Annotated in this window: 16 protein-coding genes; 7 read left to right on the forward strand and 9 right to left on the reverse strand. The window is 72.0% G+C overall.

The window, feature by feature from the left end; translation table 11 throughout:
• Positions 1-30 precede the first annotated feature (30 nt).
• From ND450_RS16670 to ND450_RS16695, 6 genes are all read right to left on the reverse strand, one after another.
• Complete coding sequence (locus tag ND450_RS16670) at positions 31-1,338, reverse strand: hypothetical protein (protein ID WP_253327032.1); 1,308 nt, start codon at positions 1,336-1,338, stop codon at positions 31-33.
• Positions 1,339-1,348: 10 nt separating this feature from the next.
• Positions 1,349-2,269 (reverse strand): ArsR family transcriptional regulator, encoded by a 921-nt coding sequence (locus ND450_RS16675; RefSeq protein ID WP_253327033.1) that lies wholly within the window; start codon positions 2,267-2,269, stop codon positions 1,349-1,351.
• A gap of 107 nt (positions 2,270-2,376) precedes the next feature.
• Positions 2,377-2,961: a TetR/AcrR family transcriptional regulator gene (locus tag ND450_RS16680; RefSeq protein ID WP_253327034.1), complete on the reverse strand. Its 585-nt coding sequence runs from the start codon at positions 2,959-2,961 to the stop codon at positions 2,377-2,379.
• A 3-nt stretch (positions 2,962-2,964) separates the two neighbouring features.
• Positions 2,965-4,413, reverse strand: coding sequence for an MFS transporter (locus ND450_RS16685; RefSeq protein ID WP_371927769.1), 1,449 nt, complete (start codon positions 4,411-4,413; stop codon positions 2,965-2,967).
• 127 nt (positions 4,414-4,540) lie between these two features.
• Entirely contained in the window at positions 4,541-5,188 is a 648-nt protein-coding gene (locus ND450_RS16690; RefSeq protein ID WP_371927718.1) for a hypothetical protein, read from the reverse strand.
• Positions 5,185-6,627 carry an alpha/beta hydrolase gene (locus ND450_RS16695; RefSeq protein ID WP_253327036.1) on the reverse strand — a complete coding sequence of 481 codons (1,443 nt, stop codon included), beginning with the start codon at positions 6,625-6,627 and terminating at the stop codon, positions 5,185-5,187. Before ND450_RS16695 ends, ND450_RS16690 begins: the two co-directional genes overlap by 4 nt.
• Before the next feature lie 196 nt (positions 6,628-6,823).
• Here ND450_RS16695 and ND450_RS16700 point away from each other — a divergent pair, with 196 nt between their 5' ends.
• Positions 6,824-7,993 (forward strand): sensor histidine kinase, encoded by a 1,170-nt coding sequence (locus ND450_RS16700; RefSeq protein ID WP_253327037.1) that lies wholly within the window; start codon positions 6,824-6,826, stop codon positions 7,991-7,993.
• Positions 7,994-8,668, forward strand: a complete 675-nt coding sequence (locus ND450_RS16705) for a response regulator transcription factor (protein WP_253327038.1) — start codon at positions 7,994-7,996, stop codon at positions 8,666-8,668.
• Positions 8,669-8,715: 47 nt separating this feature from the next.
• On the opposite strand, the gene ND450_RS16710 is transcribed toward ND450_RS16705, so the two are convergent.
• Positions 8,716-8,874 carry a hypothetical protein gene (locus tag ND450_RS16710; protein ID WP_253327039.1) on the reverse strand — a complete coding sequence of 53 codons (159 nt, stop codon included), beginning with the start codon at positions 8,872-8,874 and terminating at the stop codon, positions 8,716-8,718.
• A 19-nt stretch (positions 8,875-8,893) separates the two neighbouring features.
• On the opposite strand from ND450_RS16710, the gene ND450_RS16715 reads away from it, so the two are divergent.
• The 4 genes from ND450_RS16715 to ND450_RS16730 all read left to right on the forward strand — a co-directional run bounded on the left by ND450_RS16715 (position 8,894) and on the right by ND450_RS16730 (position 15,860).
• Entirely contained in the window at positions 8,894-9,508 is a 615-nt protein-coding gene (locus tag ND450_RS16715; RefSeq protein ID WP_253327040.1) for a hypothetical protein, read from the forward strand.
• A 99-nt stretch (positions 9,509-9,607) separates the two neighbouring features.
• On the forward strand, positions 9,608-12,157 hold the full coding sequence (locus tag ND450_RS16720) for a glycoside hydrolase family 97 catalytic domain-containing protein (protein WP_253327041.1): 2,550 nt from the start codon (positions 9,608-9,610) through the stop codon (positions 12,155-12,157).
• Positions 12,151-15,021, forward strand: a complete 2,871-nt coding sequence (locus ND450_RS16725) for a discoidin domain-containing protein (protein WP_253327042.1) — start codon at positions 12,151-12,153, stop codon at positions 15,019-15,021. Before ND450_RS16720 ends, ND450_RS16725 begins: the two co-directional genes overlap by 7 nt.
• A gap of 77 nt (positions 15,022-15,098) precedes the next feature.
• Positions 15,099-15,860 carry an esterase/lipase family protein gene (locus tag ND450_RS16730; protein ID WP_371927719.1) on the forward strand — a complete coding sequence of 254 codons (762 nt, stop codon included), beginning with the start codon at positions 15,099-15,101 and terminating at the stop codon, positions 15,858-15,860.
• Here the strand turns inward: ND450_RS16730 and ND450_RS16735 are convergent.
• A complete protein-coding gene (locus tag ND450_RS16735) occupies positions 15,782-16,273 on the reverse strand; it encodes a metallophosphoesterase family protein (RefSeq protein WP_253327044.1) in 492 nt (163 codons plus the stop codon). The genes ND450_RS16730 and ND450_RS16735 overlap by 79 nt on opposite strands.
• A gap of 95 nt (positions 16,274-16,368) precedes the next feature.
• On the opposite strand from ND450_RS16735, the gene ND450_RS16740 reads away from it, so the two are divergent.
• Positions 16,369-17,136, forward strand: a complete 768-nt coding sequence (locus tag ND450_RS16740; protein ID WP_371927720.1) for a Ku protein — start codon at positions 16,369-16,371, stop codon at positions 17,134-17,136.
• On the opposite strand, the gene ND450_RS16745 is transcribed toward ND450_RS16740, so the two are convergent.
• Positions 17,129-17,644 (reverse strand): PP2C family serine/threonine-protein phosphatase, encoded by a 516-nt coding sequence (locus tag ND450_RS16745; RefSeq protein ID WP_253327045.1) that lies wholly within the window; start codon positions 17,642-17,644, stop codon positions 17,129-17,131. The two genes, ND450_RS16740 and ND450_RS16745, sit on opposite strands and share 8 nt — an antisense overlap.
• Positions 17,645-17,819 lie beyond the last annotated feature (175 nt).

Here is a 17,819-nt window from a genome sequence, read left to right on the forward strand (position 1 = left end):
GCGGGAGTGTGCTGAGGTGTGGGGGAAGCGTCAGCGTGCCAGAGGCTGCGGCGCCCGCCCCCGCGCCGCCGGGCGCGGCCGCACCGGGCGCGGCTGCCCCGCGGGCGGCTGCACCGCCATCGGCTGCACCTGCCCCTGCACCGCCGGAGCGGGATCGCCCCGCCCCGCCACCACCGACGAGGTCGGGTCGATCCGCTGCGACAGCACGTAGTCCTCCGCGGCCTCCCCCACGCGCCCCAGCCGCTCCAACACGAACCCCCGCAGGTAGGCCGCCCGCGCCGCACCCCACCCACCGAGCGCGACACCCCGCCCGTAAGCCTCCACCGCCTCCTCCAACGACCCGCACGCGGCCAGCACGTCACCCTGCAACGCCCATGTCCTGTCATCACCAGGACTGAGCTGGACCAACTCGGCGACGTACCCCGAAGCGCGCTGCCCGAGCCCCACGGCCAGGTGCGTCCGCACCAGGAGGCAGTGCAGGGCATAGGCCTCGTCCGCCCAGGCGAGCCGGTCCATCTCGGTGGCAGGCGTGATCGCGCTCAACGACTCCAGTGCGCGTCCCAGAAGCCGGTGCGCCTCGGTGATGTCGCGGCGCACGAACGGCACCGCGGCGATCGCCCGGTGCAGGCGCGCCCGGTGCAACAACCCCGCGAAGCCGTTCTGCGGCAACTCCGAAGAGGCCTTCACGGCCAGTGCGGCGGCGGCCTGCAGGGAGGTCGAGTCGACACCGCGCGCAGCGGCGCGGAAGACCACGAACAGCGCCAGGTCGCGGCGTGTGGAAGCCGGCAAGCCGGACCTCGCGCCGCGCAGCGCCATCGCCTCCACGGCGGAGGACGGGAGGTGGCAGCGGAGGACGGCGAGTTGTTCGAGGGCCAGGTCCGGGGAGAGCACGTGCTTGCGCGGGTCGATCACGGTCAGGCCGATCGCGGCGGCCGCGCGGTGGGGATATCCCAGGCGCAGCAACAGGTCGCAGGCGGCTCGGCGGTCGGCGGCGCCCAAGGCGCGTTCGTGGACCCGCCACCAGAGTTCGGACGCCAGGTCGACGGGGAACGTCGTCATGTCGGGTCCGCCCACGTCGAGGCGGCCCCGGCTCGCGGCGGTGAGCAGGCGCAGGTGGGCGGAGGGTGGTGGCTCGAAGCGCGGGACGTCGGCACCTGTCACGAACGCCGCCGCCATCGCGTGGGTGATGCGGGCGTGCAACGCCGACGAGGCGGAAGGGGCGGACAGTCCGGCGTAGACGTGGCAGGCGACGGGGACGCCGGCGGTGCGCAGGGCGCGCAGGCGGGCGGCCAGCGCGGAGGGGCTCGGGTCGGTGCGGTACCGCGGCGGTGCGGTCATGCGGGCCTCCCTAGTTGAGCAGTTCCCAGCCGCGCCGGGTCAGGCGGTGGCGGACCGACCTGCCGTTGCGGTGGGTCGAGACGAAGCCCGCTGTGCGCAGGGCGGTCGCGTGTTGTGACGCCGTGGGCAGGCTGATGCCCACGTGCTTGGCGAGTTCGGTGGTGGTGCGTTCGGACGTGAGGGCGCGCAGCACCAGCGTCCTGGTGCGGCCGAGGGCAAGTTCGAGGCTGGCGCCGCCGGGCTGGGGCGCGGTGACCGGGTAGAAGAGCAGCGGCTGCGGTTCGGCGAACATCGACACGGCGGGACGGGTCAGGCCGTTGAGCACCGGCACGAGGAGCATTCCGGTGCCGCGCAACGAGACCTCGGTGTCCCAGCCCAGTTCGACGTGCAGGGCGGGTGAGGTCCACGAGATCGAGGGGTGCAGCTTGCCGAGCAGGTCGCCCAGGCCGCGCGTCGCCACCTGGGACGACCGCAGCCGCACCTCCGCGTCGAACGCCTGGCGCGTCGGCGACCAGTTCGGGCCGAGCAGGTCGCGGAAGCCGGCGCGCAGCGCCTCGCGCAGATCAACTCGGGAGGCCGGGGTGCCGGCCGCGAACGACCGCAGCCACGGCGACGTCGTGCCGAGCATGCTCGCGATCTGGTCGCGCACCCGCGCGGACGGCACCTCGAGCACCTGGCGGACGGCGTCCTCGAAGTCGGGCCGCGCGGAGTTGAAGAAGTCGGGGATGAAGCGGCCGGGCCTGACCAGTTCGGCGAGCGGGCGGATCCGCGGCAGCAGCAGGCGGTCCCACTTGCCGCCGTGCACGGTGAAGACCAGCTCGTACATCGGCAGCGGAGCCGCCGCGAAACGCGTGCGCGCCAGGTCTTCCAGCTCGAAGAGAATGGTCAGGCCGCGTCCTTCGGGCGCGGGTTCGGACATCACGATTGGCATGTGCTTCCCCCCGGAGTGCCATCACTTCCGAAGGTACGCAGACTTCGTTGTCCGGTGTCGGGGTCGCACGGATTGACAACGATCGGTGGACAACCCCGGGCGAGCGGCTACCGCGGGGCGAGGTGGTCCCAGGCGGGTCCGGGTGTGGTGAGGCCGACCAGGAGGGCTTCCAGGTCGGTGAGCGGCTGCCGGTCCGGGTGGTGGTGCCAGGTGGGCACGGCGCTGATGCCGTCGGCCGCGGCCGTGATCAGCGCGGTGACGTGGGGCGGGAGGCCGTCGTCGGCGAGGTCGTCGTGCCAGCGCAGGGTGTCCTCGCGGGCGAGGTCGGTGATCTCCGGGATGGTCGCCAGGTGGCTGAGCAGGGGGACGAGGTCGCGGAACATGCCGGGGTCGCGGGAGAACGCCGCGCTCACCCGGATGTAGGCGCGGGTGAGACGCCCCGGCGCGGTGTCGTCGGGGTCCACGGCGGCGACGACGTCGGCGCGGAACCGGTCGAACAGGTCCTGGGCCAGGGCCCGCACCAGGTCGTCCTTGGTGGCGAAGTGGTGCAGGAGACCGCCCTTGGACACGCCCGCGTCCCTGGCGATGTGGTCGAGCGTGGCGGAGGTGCCGCGGGCGCGGATGCACGCGCCGGCGGCGTCCAGCAGCGCGCGGCGGGTGTCCTCGGGGGTGCGCCCGGCTACACGCGGCATGGACTACTCCTCGGTCGGGGTCGTGGTGGTGCCGCCCTTCCTACCGGAGGGGATCGTGTACCAGGCGATGAGGGCGGCGATCACGGTGATCGCGGCGGCGGCGACGGACGTGACCTGCATGGCGGTCGTGAACGCCTCCCGCGCCGCCGCGACGACACCGGAGCCGGTGGTGTTGACCGCGGTGGCCAGGGAGTCCTGCACGGCGGCGCGGGCGGGACCGGGCAGGTCGGCGGGCAGGTCCAGCGACGCCCGGTAGACCAGGGTCACCGTCGAGCCGAGCAGCGCGATGCCGAGCGCACCGCCGAGCTCGAAGGCCGTCTCCGAGATGGCCGAGGCGGCGCCGGCGCGTTCGGACGGCACCGCGGAGACCACGGCGTCGGTGGTGAGCGTCATCGCCACGCCGATGCCCAGTCCCAGCGGGAGCAGGGCCGCCGCCAGCCACAGGACGTGATCGGCGTTCTCGGCGACGGCGACGAGCACCAGGCCCAGCGCGGCGAGCAGCAACCCCACCGCCACGGCACGACCGGTGCCCAGGCGTGCCACGAGCAGCCCGATCACGGCGACGGCCAGGACGGACGCGACGGTCGTGGGCAGCTCGACCAGTCCGGCGGCCAGCGGGCGCAGGCCGCGCACGAGCTGCAGGTACTGCGAGAAGAAGAACAACACGCCCATCAGCGCGAAGATCGCGACGAAGTTGGCCAGCACCGCCCCGCTGAACGCCTTGTTGGCGAACAGTTCCACGTCGATCAGCGGCGTCTCCAGTCGGCGCTGACGGCGGACGAACAGCACACCCGCCGTCACCCCCACCACCGCGGCGAGCACCGACCTGAGGTCCACGCCGGCGCCGATGGCGTGCTTGACCGCGTAGACCAGCGGCACGACGGCCGTCATCGACATCGCGGCGGACAGCAGGTCGAACCGGCCGGGTCGCGGGTTGCGCGACTCCGGCAGCAGGACCGCGCCCGCCACCAGGAACACCAGCACCACCGGCACGTTGATCAGGAACGCCGAGCCCCACCAGAAGTGCTCCAGCAGCAGCCCGCCGACCAGCGGGCCCAGCGCCATCCCGCCGGCCGAGGCGGCGGACCAGATCGCGATCGCCCTGGTGCGTTCACGCTGGTCGGGGAACATGGTGCGGATGATCGACAGCGTGGACGGCATGATCGTCGCCCCGGCCACACCGAGCAGCAGCCGTGCCGCGATCAGCATCTCCGCGTTCGGCGCGAACGCCGCCAGCGCCGACGCCGCGCCGAACGCCGCGGTGCCCGCCAGCAGCACGCGCTTGCGCCCGAGCCGGTCGGCGAGCGTGCCCGTGGTCACCAGCAGGCCCGCCAGCGCCAGCGCGTAGACGTCGCCGATCCACAGGACCTGCGTCGAGCTCGGCGCCAGGTCCGCGGTCAGCGACGGCACGGCCAGGTACAGCACCGTGCCGTCGACGGCCAGCAGCAGCATCGAGCCGACCAGCACCACCAACGCCGCCCACCTGCGCCGATACGGCGTGGACGGCTTCGTCGCCGCGAGGGCCTCACCAGGGGTCACCCAGTTATTGTACCGGCTGGACGGTTTAATAAGAGCAGAGCTAGCCGGCCCCGCCGTCGAGCAGCCAGTTGAAGCGCAGCCTCCACGCCCGTTCCGTGCTCGCCAGCGCGGCCGCCACGCCCAACGTGATGTTGAGCCACACCGGCAGGTTCACCGGTGACACGAAGGTGCCGATGTGCGCCGCGATCGGTGCGGGCCGGGTCAGCTTCTCGAGCAGCTGCAGGACCAGGAACGCAAGCGAGACGAGGAGCACGGTCGTCGAGACGACGCTGATCCCGCGGCTGAGCGCCGGGTGGACGCGGTCCAGGTGTTCCCTGCGGCCCTCTGCCGAGAAGCGGTCCGGCCGGAGCCGCTGCTCGGTCCCTCCGGCGGTGACGTAGTGGCACCGCTTGAGCCCGAACGCGCTCACCTTCACCTCGATCTTGCCGCCCGGGACGGGGAACGCGGCCGGGAGCCGGGACCGGGCGTGGCGCCTGCCGTCGACGTACAGGTCGGCGTTGGTGTACCCCTCGGCGTCGGTGCGGTTGTGCCGGACGTCGACCGCGTAGACGGCGTCGGTCAGGTCGAGGTAGAACAGCGAGCGGCCGAACAGCTGCCACCAGCGGAACCGCGGCAGCGGGTGCCCGTCGCCGGGTTTGACGCGCCGGGCGGCCCGGCGTTCGCGCATCTCCTCGAACACGACGGTCACCGGCCCGGTTCCGCGGCACAGGCGAGGTCCTGGGACGGGCGTTGCCCGGTGGTCAGGAACTTCGTCGCCGCGTCTTTGGCGCACTGGTTGCCGCCCCACGGGTAGAGGCCGTGGCCGCCCGCGTCGGCGGTCACCAGGGTGGCCCGCTTCCCGAGCGCCCGGCGCAGGTCCCGCGCGCCGGACAACGGCGTGCCCGGGTCGCGTTCGTTCTGCAGCAGCAGCACGTTCGACGGACCCCGGTCCCCGATGCGCACCGGCGGCTCGGTGCGCCGGTCCGGCCAGAACGCGCACGGGCCGATGTTGGCCGTGACCGCGCCCAGCATCGGGTACTTCACCCGGTCGGCGGCGACCGCGCGCTGGTAGTCCCGGATCGAGTCCGGCCACCGCGAGTCACCGCAGATCACGTGCAGGCGGGCGGACATGGAGTTGTCGCGGTCGGTCGCCGGCAGCAAGGGCACCGGCTGGTTCGTGTCGATCGCCTGCCAGGTCTTGGCCAGCGCGGACAGGGCGGCGTCGCTGTAGAGGTACTCGAAGGTGATCCCGCGGAAGGTCAGTCCGTCCACGCCCTGGACCGGCCGGGCGTCGAGCCGCTTCGCCAGGTCGAAGTACTTGGCGGTCACCTGGTCCGGGGTCGTGCCGAGGCCGTGCTCGGGGTGCGCCGCGGCGTAGGCGGCGAAGTCCGGGAACCGGTCCTCCAGCCCCTGGGCGAACCTGCGCATGGCCGTGACGTCGTACCCGCCGGGCCCCAGGTTGCTGTCGAGCACGATCCGATCGCCGCGGTCGGGGAACATCGTCGCGTACACGGCGCCGAGGTAGGTGCCGTAGGAGGCGCCGAGGAAGGAGATCTTCCTCTCCCCCAACGCCTTCCGGATCAGGTCCATGTCGCGGGCGGTGTTCGCGGTGGTGGTGTGCGGCAGCATCTTCGCCGTCGGCGAGGTGGCGCACTGCTCGGCGATGGAACGCGCGTAGCCGGCTTCGCGGACGACGTCGGCCGAGGTGTGCGCGTAGGACGCGAAAGCACCTCGTGCCTGCTGCTGCGGGGTCAGCTCGCAGGTCACCGGTGTGCTGCGGCCGACGCCACGCGGGTCGAACCCGATGACGTCGTAGGAGTCCAGCACCTCTCGGGGCAGGCCGGAACCGGCGAGCAGAGCGGGGTACCCGAGTCCTCCACCGCCGGGCCCACCTGGGTTGGTCAGCAGCACACCGCGCCGCTGGGCCGGGTTCTCGGCGGCCAGCCGGGAGATCGCGATCTCGATCAGCTCGCCACCGGGATCGCGGTGGTCCAGCGGCACTTCAAGGGTCGAGCACTCGAGCCGCGGTGCGGCGACTCCCTCGGGGCACGGGCCCCACGCCAGGGCCTGCGCCGCCGCGGAGCCGGCGGGAACGGCGGTGGTCAGCAGGGCGGTCACGGCGAGGGCGACCGGCAAGGTCCTGCGCATCGTGTTGTCCTCCAGTCGAAGCGTGCGGGTACGTGCCCGGCTGGGACCCACTCTGTCCATTCCGCACCGCGACCACATCGGTCCGGCGGCTCGACCGCATTGGCCCCAGGTCGAGTGCACCGGTACGACCCAGGTCGGGGAGTGGACTGGACCTGGGGCTCCTGCGACGACCCCGGCCCTTCGCGACAATGACCGGGTGAGAACGGATCCGGCGAGGTGGTGGGGGCACGCGTGGCGGCTGGTGGTGGCCGCGCTGCTGGGAGTCCCCTTCTGGTTCGCCACCGCGGTGCTCGTGCCGCCGGGGTGCGCCGCGGACACGTGTTCCTGGCTGGTCACCGGTGATCCGCTGGTCGCGCTCGCCTGTCTGGTCCTGCTGCTGTGGCGGCAGCGCTTCCCGCTCGCGGTGGCCCTGGTGGTCACGGTCGCTTCCAGCGCGTCGACGCTGGCCGCCGGCGCGGCGCTGCTGGCCCTGTGCTCGCTCTCCACCCGGCGCCGCCCGGTCGAGATCGGTGTGGTCGTCCTAGCCTTCGTGAGCGCATCGCAGGTGCTCGGGGGCATCTACCCGATCGACGTCGCACCGGTCTCGATGTGGCTCGAGCTCACCTTTCCCCTGCTGTGCTCGGGGACCGCGGTGGCCATCGGCGTGGCCGTCGGGGCCGGGCGGGCCGAAGCGCGTTCCCTGCGGGAACGAGCGGAAAGCGCGGAACGGGAACAGCACGCGCGAGCCGCGCAGGCCCGCGCCCAGGAGCGGACCCGGATCGCCCGGGAGATGCACGACGTGCTGGCGCACCGGATCTCCCTGGTGGCCATGCAGGCCGGCGTGCTGGACCACCGCGCCGACCTGACGGCCGAGGACACCCGCCTGCTGGTCCGCGGGATCGCCGACGGGTCCCAGCTCGCACTGGAAGAACTGCGCGACGTCCTCGGTGTGCTGCACGGCGATCCGGACCGCCCGGAACCACCCCAGCCCTCGCTCGACCGCCTGCCCGGCCTGATCGCCGACTCCCGCGCCTCCGGGCTCGAGGTCACGCTGGTGAACGACGTGACCGGCCAACCGCCCGAGCTCATCGGGCGAACCGGCTACCGCGTCGTCCAAGAAGGACTGACCAACGCCGCCAAACACTCCCCTGGAGCCGAAGTGCGGGTCACCGTGGAGGGAACGGCCGGCGACGAACTGCGCGTGAGCGTCCGCAACTCCGCCGCCACCGAGCCCGGACCCCGGCCGCCGTCCTCCGGATTCGGGCTGCCGGGACTCACCGAACGCGTCACCCTCGCCGGAGGAACGCTGGACCACCACCCGGCGCCCGGCGGCGGCTACCTGCTCGCCGCGCGGCTACCCTGGCCGCACCGGACGGGAAGAGGTTGAGTGGACGAGCGCGAACCGACGCGGGTGGTCGTCGTCGACGACGACCAGCTGGTGCGGATGGCACTGCGGCTGCTCCTCGACGGTGAGCCGGACCTGACCGTGGTCGCGGAGGCCGCCGACGGCGAGTCCGCGCTCGCCGTGGTCGACCAGCAACGCCCGGACGTGGTGCTGATGGACGTGCGCATGCCCGGCCGCGACGGCATCAGCGCCACCAGGGAACTGCTCGCGCGCCCGTCACCGCCCAAGGTCCTGATGCTGACCACCTTCGACTCCGACGACCTGGTGCTCGGCGCCCTGGAAGCCGGAGCACTCGGCTTCGTCTTCAAGGACACCCCACCCGCGCGCATCGTGGACGCGGTGCGCACGGTCGCCGAGGGCAACCCGGTGCTGTCCCCGGCCGCCACGGCACGGGTGATCGCCGCCGCCACCGGGCCGCGGTCGTCCGCCTCACGCCGCGGGAGCCGCGAGGCCGCGCGGACGAGACTGTCCACATTGACCGAACGCGAGCTCGACACCGCGCGGGCCATCGCGGACGGGCTGAGCAACCCGGAGATCGCCGAACGGCTGCACATCAGCGTCGCGACGGTGAAGGCGCACACCGGCAGCCTGTTCGCCAAGCTGGCGGTCGAGAACCGGGTGCAGATCGCGCTCGTGGTCCGCGACGCGGAGGACTGAGGCCTCGGCGGTCCCGCTCCTCAGGCCGCCACGCGCGGCCTACCTGCTCATTCCGGGCGCGAAGCCTCGGCCACCCGTGCGTGCAACCGCTCCCTGATCTCGTCCGGCGTGTAGGCGGCGCGGCGGCGCTGGTTGCGGGCGGCGACCACGCCGCTCGCCGCGACACCCGCGAAAGCGGCGATGCCGAGCAGCTTCCAGAGCTTCATGCGCATAGGGTACGGGGCCATGCCGACCTCCCTGGACCAAGCCGTCGAGATGACCCGCACCGGTGACGTGTGGGTGTTCCGCGGGCGCAGCCCCGCCGACCGGGCGATCCAGGCCATGACGAACAGTCCCGTGAACCACGTCGGCATGGCGGTCGTCATCGACGACCTGCCGCCGCTGATGTGGCACGCCGAGCTCGGCAAGTCCCTCAAGGACATGTGGAGCGGCACGCACCAGCGCGGTGCGCAGCTGCACGACCTGCGCGACGCCGTGGTGACGTGGCACGACAAGTACGGGCAGCGGGCGTGGTTGCGGCAGCTCGACTTCGAGGTGACGCGCGAGATGGAGGACGCTGCGCTGCGCACGGTGGCGCGGCTCGACGGCACGCCGTTCCCCTCGACGGCCAAGCTCGCCTCGCGGTGGATCCGCGGCCGGGTTCCGGTGGGCGGCAGGTCCGACGCGACGATCGAGAGCGCGTTCTGCGCGGAGATCGTCGCCGTCACGTACGAGGAGATGGGGCTGCTGCCGAAACGCCGGCCCAACTGGTACGACCCTGGCCGCTTCTGGAGCGGTGACGACCTGGACCTGCTCGGCGGCGCGAAGCTCGGCAAGGAGATCGAGATCGTCGTCATGTGAAAAGCCTGTCCGCAAGAGGACTGATAACTATCAGCCACTTGACCGGGCGCGGACCGCCTCCACACGATGGAAGCGGTCTCACCCCGGGAGCTGACAACGATGTCACGACTGCTCGTCCTCGTGCTCGCCCTGCTGTTGCCCGCCGCGCCCGCCGTCGCCGCTCCGGCCGCCTGGACCGTCCGAGGTCCAGGCCAGGTCACCGCGGAACTGGCCCTGAGCAGCGGAAACCTCACACTCGCCGTCCACCGCCAAGGCAGAACGGTGCTCCACCCCGCCGCCGTCGGCCTCACGACGAGCACCGCGGACCTCACCGAAGACCTGCAGTTCACCGGACGCGCTGACCGCGTTGTCACCGAGCGCTACACGATGACGACGGGCAAGCGGCTGCAGCGCTCGGCCCGCCTGACCGAGGCCAGGTTCGGGTTCCGCACCGCCTCGGGCACCTTCGACCTGGTCGTGCGCGTCTCGGCGGACGGCGTCGCCTACCGGTACGTGCTGCCCGGACCCGCGACCGTCACCGGCGAGGCGTCCACCTTCCGCGTCCCCGCCGACGCGAAGGCGTGGCTGCTGCCCTACAACGCCTGGTACGAGGCCAACCGCGTGCGCACGACCGCCGGGGAGGCCACCGGCGACTTCGGCTACCCGTCGCTCTTCCAGACGGGCCAGGACTTCGCGCTGCTCACCGAGTCCGATGTGGACGGCCGGTACGCGGGCAGCCGGTTGCGCCGGGAAGGCGACGGTTTCCGGGTCGTCCTCGCCGACCCGGAGGTGGCGTCGACCGGTACGACGCCGTGGCGCACCGCGATCGTCGGTGACCTCGCCACCGTCAGCACCTCCACGCTCGTGGACGACCTGGCGAGCCCGGCGAGATTCACCGACACGAGCTGGATCAGGCCCGGCAAGGTCGCGTGGTCGTGGCTGAGCGAGCACTCGAGTCCGAGCGACTTCGCGCGGCAGAAGCAGTACGTCGACTTCGCCGCCCGCAACGGCTGGCAGTACTCGCTGGTCGACGAGGGCTGGAGCGCCGCCTGGGTGCCCGAGCTCATCCGGTACGCCCGCGCGCAGGGCGTGGAGATCCTGCTGTGGATGCACTGGACCGACCTCGACACGCAGCAGGAGCGCGACACCGTGCTGCCCAGGGTCAAGCAGTGGGGCGCCAAAGGCGTGAAGCTCGACTTCATGGAGTCCGACTCGCAGGACCGCTACCGCTGGTACGACGCGGTGTTGCAGAAGACGGCCGACCTGAAGCTGATGGTCAACTTCCACGGTTCCACCATCCCGCACGGCCTCGCGCGCACCTGGCCGCACGTGCTCACGATGGAAGCGGTGCGCGGCGCCGAGAACTACCCGCCCGCCGCCAACAACCCCGTGCAGTTCTTCACCCGCAACGTCGCCGGCTCGATGGACTACACGCCCGTGTCGCTCGAGGTCGGTACGAAGGAGGCGTCGATCGCGCACGAGGTCGCGCTGCCGGTCGTGTACGAGTCGGGCTGGACGCACTTCGCCGACAAACCCGAGGCCTACGAACGGCATCCGCAGGCGTTGCGCTACCTGAACCAGCTCCCGACGGTCTGGGACGAGACCCGGCTGCTCGACGGCGACCCCGACTCGCACGCCGTGGTCGCGCGCCGCAACGGCGACCGGTGGTTCGTCGGTGGCATCGCGACCCAGGAGCGCACTCTCCAGGCACCGCTGGGCTTCCTCGGCGGCGGGCAGTGGCTGGTCGAGACCGTCCGCGACCCCGCCACCAGGGCTGACGTCGTCCGCGACCGGCAGGTGCTGCGCAACACCGACACCCTCGCGGTGCCGGCCGGGCGCAACGGCGGTTTCGCCACCCTGATCTGCCGCTACCGGCCGGGTCTGCAGACGTGCGACCAGCCGGTCCGCCAGGTCCCGAAGACCACGCTGACCGTCACGCCGGCCGGGACGACCGACACCCCGGCGGGTTCGAGCATCGAGGTCACCGGCACGTTCACCAACGGCGACAGGGAGATCCGCGACGTCCGGCTGACGGCGACCGCACCCGAGGGCTGGTCCGCCACGGGTCCGGCGATCACCCGTGCCAGGCTCGCGCCGGGTGAGTCGATCAACGGCCGCTGGCGGCTCACCGCGGGCGGAAGGGTCGGCCCGGTGGACGTGCCGGTCGTCGCCACCTTCGGTGATGTGCACGTCGAGCAGGCGGTCAAGGCGTTCGTGCCCCCGCCCACGCCGTCGAACGGCGCCCAGGTCAGCGACCTGCCGTTCATGAGCGAGACCAACGGCTGGGGCCCGGTCGAGCGGGACAGGTCCAACGGCGAGAACACCGGCGGTGACGGCCAGGCGCTGTCCATCGGCGGCACCGCCTACGCCAAGGGCCTCGGCACGCACGCGCCGTCCGAGATCTCGGTCTACCTCGGCAGGGGCTGCGAACGGTTCAGCGCGAAGATCGGCCTCGACGACGAGACCACCGAGACGGGCTCGGTCGTGTTCCAGGTGTTCGGTGACGAAAAACCGTTGTACGACAGCGGTGTCGTCCGGGCCAAGGGCGCGGCGGTACCGATCGACGTCGACGTCGCGAACGTCCGGATGCTCAGCCTCCGCGTCACCGACGGCGGCGACGGCCGCAACTTCGACCACGCCGACTGGGCGGAGGCCGCGCTGACATGCTGATCAACCGCAGGACGTTCCTGGCCGCCACCGGTGTGCTCGCCCTCGCTCCGAAAGTCTCGGTGGCACAACTGAAGGACACCTACTACGAGGTGCTGCTCAGGCACACGAAGTGGGCCGAGACGCAGTACGACGCGACAGCCGGTCGGTACCGGCGCACGGACTTCGGCTTCGCGGTCGTGCTCGGCAACGCCGTCCTCCTCACGAGAGGCAGCTACGACGCGTCCCTCGCAGGAGTCGAGAAGGACGAGCTGAAGGAGCACACCCTCGCCACGATCAAGCACTTCGCGGCGAGCAACGTGCTGGCGGGCGGCACGGAGTGGGGCAAGACGTTGTTCTGGGACACCACGTTCCAGTCCTACTTCGTGCTCGCCGCCCGCCTGCTCTGGCCCGGCCTGGACGCGCGGACCCGCGCGAACGTCGAGGCGATCGCGCGCGGCCAGGCCGAGTACACGACGTCCCTCGGCACGGCGAACGACCCGCGCTCGGGCAGCTGGACCCCGAACGGGCTCACCGGCGGCCACCGCGGTGACACCAAGCTGGAGGAGATGGGCGTCTACGCCCAGGCCCTCGCGCCCGGACTGGCCTGGCACGGCGACGGACCGGGCTGGCGCGAGGCGTTCGGCCGCTGGAGCCGCAACGAGGCGGGCCTGCCCGCCGCCGACCTCGCCAATCCCTCCACTGTGGACGGCGTGCCGATCTCGGCCAACACGGCCACGAACCTGCACGACACGTTCATCGTCGAGAACCACGGCTCGTTCGGCCCGCACTACCAGGAGGAACTCTGGCGCACCTCCGGCCGCAACGCCGTGCACTTCCTGCTCGCCGGACGGCCGCTGCCCGAGGTGCTCACCCAGCAGCCGAACGGCGAGCTGTTGTGGCGCACCATCCTCGCCACGATGAGCGACGCCGGCGAGCCGTTGATGCCGATGGTCAACGACCGCGAGCACCTCTACGGCCGTGACGTCATCCCGCTGGCCTTCCGCTCCACCGTCCTGCAGGACCCGATGGCCGCCAGGGCCGAGGCCGCGCTCGCGTCCCGGCTGCTCGCCTACCAGGCGCATCCGCCGGTCCACCGGCTCGCGAAGTTCTCCGGTGAGGCCAAGTACGAGCCGGAGGCCCGCGCGGAACTGGCGATCAGCTACCTGCTGCACGAGCTGCGCCCGCCCGCGACACCCGTGCCGGAGCAGGAGTTCTTCAGCCGTGCCGCGATCACGATCGACCACGGCGCCGACCCGGGCCTGCTCACCCACCAGTCCGCGGCCGCCTGGGCGGGCACGGTGACGAAGCCGGGCTTCACGAAGCTCGCGTGGCAGCCCGCGCACGACGACTGGTTGTTCAAGATCAGCGGCTCGACCCCGATGCTGGTGCCGCCGCTTCCCGTGATCGGCCGCAACACCGTGGCCTACCAGCAGGTCCGGGACGGTTTCGACGCCACGGCGAGCCTGCTGCGGTTCGCGGACGGGTTCGCCGGCACCGCCACCCTGCCCACCGGCACGGTCGTGTGCGCGCTCCCCCGCCCCGGCCGGGTCGACGTGCACAACCTCGCGATGACCGGGATGCCCGGACTCACGGGATCCCGCACGTACACGGGATCGGCCGGCCGCGTCACGGTCCAGGCGCGCGAAGGCTTCCGGGTCGACGAGATCACGTTCCCCGCGACGACGGCCCGGCACGTCCGCATGGTCGGTGTCACGCCGCATGCGACGTACGGGTACTCGCTGTTCGACTTCGGGACCGGGACGAAGCCCGCGGCGACCACGGCGTCGTCGTTCGACCCCGGCTACGAGCCGGGCAAGGCCACGGACGGTGATCCGGCCACGCGCTGGGCGGTCGCCCGTGCCGAACGCGGCCGCGCGGACAGCTGGATCGCCGTCGACCTCGGCACCGCCACGACCGTGCAGCGCGTGCGTCTGCGCTGGGAGACCGCGGCTGCGGGCGCCTACCGGATCGAGACCTCGGCGGACGGCACCACGTGGACGACGGCGGCCACCTACCCGCGTCCGGACCTCAGCACGCCGGGCTGGCTCGACGTCGACGGCCGCGCGGGGTTCGTCGCGCGGTCCACCGAGCCGTTCACCGTGCAGGGCGACACGATCACCGTGCCGGCCGGGCTCGTCGAGGGGTACGTGCGGGCCGACCTGCGCGGGATCGCGGCGGAACCGGCACCGGACTGCCCTCCCCACGTCCGGGCGAGCACCGCGGACGGGTTCCTGAGCCTGTTCAACCTGTCCGCCGACGACGTCACCGGAACCGTCAGGCTGCGCGGGAGCCGTCTGTACCGGGGCACTCAGGTCACCACCCGTGACGGCACCGAGTACGCGCTGTCCCTGCTCGCCGCGACCGCCCGCGTCGAAGCACCGTGGTTCACCGCGAAGGGCATCCCGCCGGGCATCACCGCCGTTGTCCACAACGCGCAGCGCGTCACCTTCCGCGGCGGTCCGGCCGCGTTCGTGCTGACCCACCGCGACGGCCGGTCGCTCCCCGTCGTGCTGGGCGGGGCCGAACGAACGGTGACCATGCCGCAGGCCACGCCGTTCCCGATCGACGACCTCGCGCTGGGCCGCGTCACGTTCCCGAACTCCGTCCTGCCACCCGGTATGAGCGACCCGGCCGCCGCGGTGGACGGCTCCCCGCGCACCGCGTGGACACCGGGTCACGACGGCCGCATGGTCGTCGACCTCGGTGCCGCGCACGACATCACCGATGTGAGTCTCAAGTGGACTCCCGGTCGGCCACCGCCGCACACCGTCGCCTACAGCGTGGACGGCAGGACCTACGGTTCCACGCCGACCGGCCGGTACGTGGCGGTGTCGACCGGGTGGCGGCCGGGGCACGCCTCGCTCCGGAGCGTGGTGGTGACCTGACGCGGGTTTAACCGGAGAACGCCCGGCAACCCGAGGGCATGTTCGACGGAGTGCGTTCGGCCGCACGGGAAAGCAGCGTGAGTGCGCTGTGGTGCGTACCGCGGTTGCTGCGGCACCCGGTGTGGCGGAACGCCGATCCCGGCCTGGGCAGGGGCCTCGGTGTGGTCCTCGCGCCCGGCTTCGGGGCGGGTGACGTGAGCCTGCTGCCGGCCGCCCGGTGGCTGCGCGCACGCGGCTTCACGACGGCCAGCGCCGGAGTCGGGTTCACGGTGGGCTGCACGGGTGACCTGCTGGCGAAGCTCCTGCGCAACACCGCAGAACTCGCCGAGCGCACCGGTCGTCCGGTGGTGCTGCTCGGCCAGAGCCGTGGCGGCGGCGTTGCCCGTCTCGCCGCCGCCCGGCGCCCCGACCTGGTGTGCGGCCTGGTGATGCTGGGCAGTCCCGTGCTCGACCCGATGGGCGCGCACCCGAACGTCATGCGCGTGGCCCACTTCCTCACCCGTCTCGCCGCCGCGGGCGTGCCGGGCCTGCTCGACGCCGACTGCCTGCGCGGCCCCTGTTACGACGAGCACGTCAAGGACCTCACCCAGCCGCTGCGGATGCCCGCGATCTCGTTCTTCTCGCGCTCGGACGGCGTCGTGCCGTGGCAGCTGTGCCAGGACCCGAGCGCCGAGTGCGTCGAGGTGCACAGCTCGCACACGGGCATGGGCTTCGACCCGCGGGTCTACGAACTGCTGGGACCCAGGCTCGCGGAGTGGGCTCAGGTGACGGGCACGATGCGCGCGTCGAGCAACTCGCCGTCGGCCACGTCGAGCAACCCGAGCGTGCCCTGCGGCTGACGGCGCTTGTCGGTGGGCGAGCCGGGGTTGAACACCCGCACCCCGTCCTCCTGCTCGTCCCACGGGATGTGCGAGTGCCCGAACACGATCAGCCGCGCGTCCGGGAACCGGCGGCGCATCCTCGTCATGCGACCGGTCTTCTGGCCGCTGTCGTGGATCATCGCGAACGGCAGCCCATCGATCTCGGACTCCACGACCTCCGGTGCGCCCCACGCGACCACGTCGGGCCCGTCGTTGTTGCCGCAGACGGCGATGATGGGCGCGTACTGCGCCAGTTCGTCCAGCACGGGCGCCACGCAGACGTCTCCGCCGTGCAGGATCAGGTCCGCCGACCGCAGGTGCTCGGCCACGGCCGGTGGGCACCGCTTCCAGAACCGCGGCGCGTGCGTGTCGGACAGCACGACGACTCTCACGCCGCGACCGTACCCGCCGTTTGCGGTTGCGCCGAACGGGGTACGTGCCCTGCATGGCGAGGGCGATCTGGAGCGGTTCGATCAGTTTCGGTCTGGTGACCATCCCGGTGGAGCTCTACAGCGCCACCGAGGACCACACCGTGCACTTCAACCAGTTCCAGCGCGGCACCTCCGACCGCATCCGCTACAAGCGCGTCAACGAGCGCACCGGTCGTGAGGTCCCCTACGACAAGATCGTCAAGGGTCATGAGGTCGACAACGGCGAGTACGTGATCGTGGAGCCCGAGGAGCTGGACGAGATCGCACCGGGCCGCAGCCGCACACTCGACATCGAGGCGTTCGTCGACATCGGTGAGATCGATCCGGTGCACTTCCAGAAGACGTACTGGCTGGGGCCGAGGAAGCCCGAGTTCTCCCGCCCGTACCTCCTGCTCGCCCAGGCGATGAAGAAGACGAACCGGGCCGGCATCGCCCTGTTCGTCATGCGCGGCAAGCAGTACCTGACCGCGCTCACCGAGGACAAGGGCGTCCTCGCCGTGCACACGCTGTTCTTCGCCGACGAGATCCGCACGCCCCAGGACGTGCTGGACGTCACCCCGGAGGGTCGGGCGCCGCGCGGCAAGGAGCTCGACATGGCGGTGTCGCTGGTCGAGTCGATGGCCGACGACTGGCGGCCGAAGGACTACCGCGACACCTACACCGAGCGCGTGAACGAGTTGATCAAGGCCAAGCAGAAGGGTGGCGAGGTCAAGGTCGAGGAGGAGCCCGCGGAGGCGACCGGGGTCGTGGACCTCATGGAGGCCCTGCAGCGCAGCGTCGAGGCGAGCAAGAAGAAGCGCGGCAAGGGCAAGAAGGTCAGCTGACCACGAGGGCCGTCGCGTTGTCGGTGCCGTGCGCGTACATGGCCGCACGCACCAAACGCTGCGCTGTGGCGTGGCCGGACATGATCGCCTCGATGCCGTCGCGTCCCAACGGGCCGTAGACGCCGTCTGACACGAGGGCAACGCAACCGGCACGCGTGGACGCACGGCCGATGGTCTCGACAGTCGCGAGGCGCACCGTGTTCGTGACGACGTGCTCCATGCGCGGCTGGGCGACGATCCCGCGCGAGCGGAGGTACTCGGCGACCGTGTGGTCGGTGGTGAGTTGCACGAGGTCTGAGCCGTCGGACGCGTACGCGCGCGCATCGCCCGCCCACGCCACGTCGAAGCCGCCGCCGGGGCGGGCGACCGCGACCACGATCACGGCGTCGCCGGAGTGCACCTGCAGTGCGTCCCTGGCCGCCAGGACGGCGGCGACCGGGTCGACCAGCAGCGCGGCGGCGCGGGCCGCGGCCCAGGCGGCGTCGGCGGCGGCAGCGGTGTCGCCCACGCCGTCGGCTAACACAAAGGTGCGGCGGCCTACGGCATATGCGTCTGCATTGTGCGTGCGTGGTCCACGGTCCGACGCGTGGGTCACGGTGAGCGCGGTGCCCAGTGGCATGGTGTGCTCGATCAGCATGGCGGACCTCCCTGACCTCCAGTGAGCCTCCTGCGGCTAGGAGTCT

Origin of the sequence: Lentzea sp. HUAS12 (assembly GCF_024125735.1) — a bacterium.
In the GTDB taxonomy this organism is placed as follows: Bacteria; Actinomycetota; Actinomycetes; order Mycobacteriales; family Pseudonocardiaceae; genus Lentzea; species Lentzea albida.

What these genes read in the sequence shown, in the direction of transcription:
- ND450_RS16675 (WP_253327033.1), bottom strand. Translation starts at nt 2,269, where the DNA reads ATGCCAATCGTGATGTCCGAACCCGCGCCCGAAGGACGCGGCCTGACC.
- ND450_RS16720 (WP_253327041.1), top strand. Translation starts at nt 9,608, where the DNA reads ATGTCACGACTGCTCGTCCTCGTGCTCGCCCTGCTGTTGCCCGCCGCG.
- ND450_RS16710 (WP_253327039.1), bottom strand. Translation starts at nt 8,874, where the DNA reads ATGAAGCTCTGGAAGCTGCTCGGCATCGCCGCTTTCGCGGGTGTCGCG.
- ND450_RS16680 (WP_253327034.1), bottom strand. Translation starts at nt 2,961, where the DNA reads ATGCCGCGTGTAGCCGGGCGCACCCCCGAGGACACCCGCCGCGCGCTG.
- ND450_RS16685 (WP_371927769.1), bottom strand. Translation starts at nt 4,413, where the DNA reads ATGCTGCTGCTGGCCGTCGACGGCACGGTGCTGTACCTGGCCGTGCCG.
- ND450_RS16670 (WP_253327032.1), bottom strand. Translation starts at nt 1,338, where the DNA reads ATGACCGCACCGCCGCGGTACCGCACCGACCCGAGCCCCTCCGCGCTG.
- ND450_RS16695 (WP_253327036.1), bottom strand. Translation starts at nt 6,627, where the DNA reads ATGCGCAGGACCTTGCCGGTCGCCCTCGCCGTGACCGCCCTGCTGACC.
- ND450_RS16725 (WP_253327042.1), top strand. Translation starts at nt 12,151, where the DNA reads ATGCTGATCAACCGCAGGACGTTCCTGGCCGCCACCGGTGTGCTCGCC.
- ND450_RS16715 (WP_253327040.1), top strand. Translation starts at nt 8,894, where the DNA reads ATGCCGACCTCCCTGGACCAAGCCGTCGAGATGACCCGCACCGGTGAC.